Source organism: Neglectibacter sp. X4, from assembly GCF_009917365.1.
In the GTDB taxonomy this organism is placed as follows: Bacteria; Bacillota; Clostridia; order Oscillospirales; family Acutalibacteraceae; genus Acutalibacter.
Map to the genome: position 1 here is coordinate 1 of NZ_QWLE01000222.1, position 411 is coordinate 411.

Sequence of the window (411 nt, forward strand, 5' to 3'; positions counted from 1 at the left end):
TTTGTCTGCATTTGACTTCTTATCATTCTTATCCGTATTGCCGCTTGGCTTTTTGTTTCCATTTGGCTTTTTGTTGTAGTCTTTATCGACATTTTTGTCCGGTTTACCGTCCCCATCGGTATCAATATTAACATCTGGAATGCCATCGCCGTCTGTATCGATATTGATGTCTGGTACGCCGTCTCCATCGGTGTCGACATTGACATCCGGTTTGCCGTCTCCATCGGTGTCGATATTGACATCCGGTTTATCATCGCCGTCTGTATCAATGTCTACATCCGGTTTACCGTCCCCATCAGTATCCTTATTGATATCTGGTTTTCCATCGCCGTCTGTATCAATGTCTACATCCGGTTTGCCGTCTCCATCAGTATCCTTATTGATATCTGGCTTTCCGTCGCCGTCTGTATC

At 45.0% G+C, this 411-nt stretch carries 1 pseudogene; it reads right to left on the reverse strand.

What is annotated here, in order from left to right:
* A pseudogene (locus D1841_RS17805) lies at nucleotides 1-411 on the reverse strand (MSCRAMM family adhesin SdrC); the annotation flags it as partial.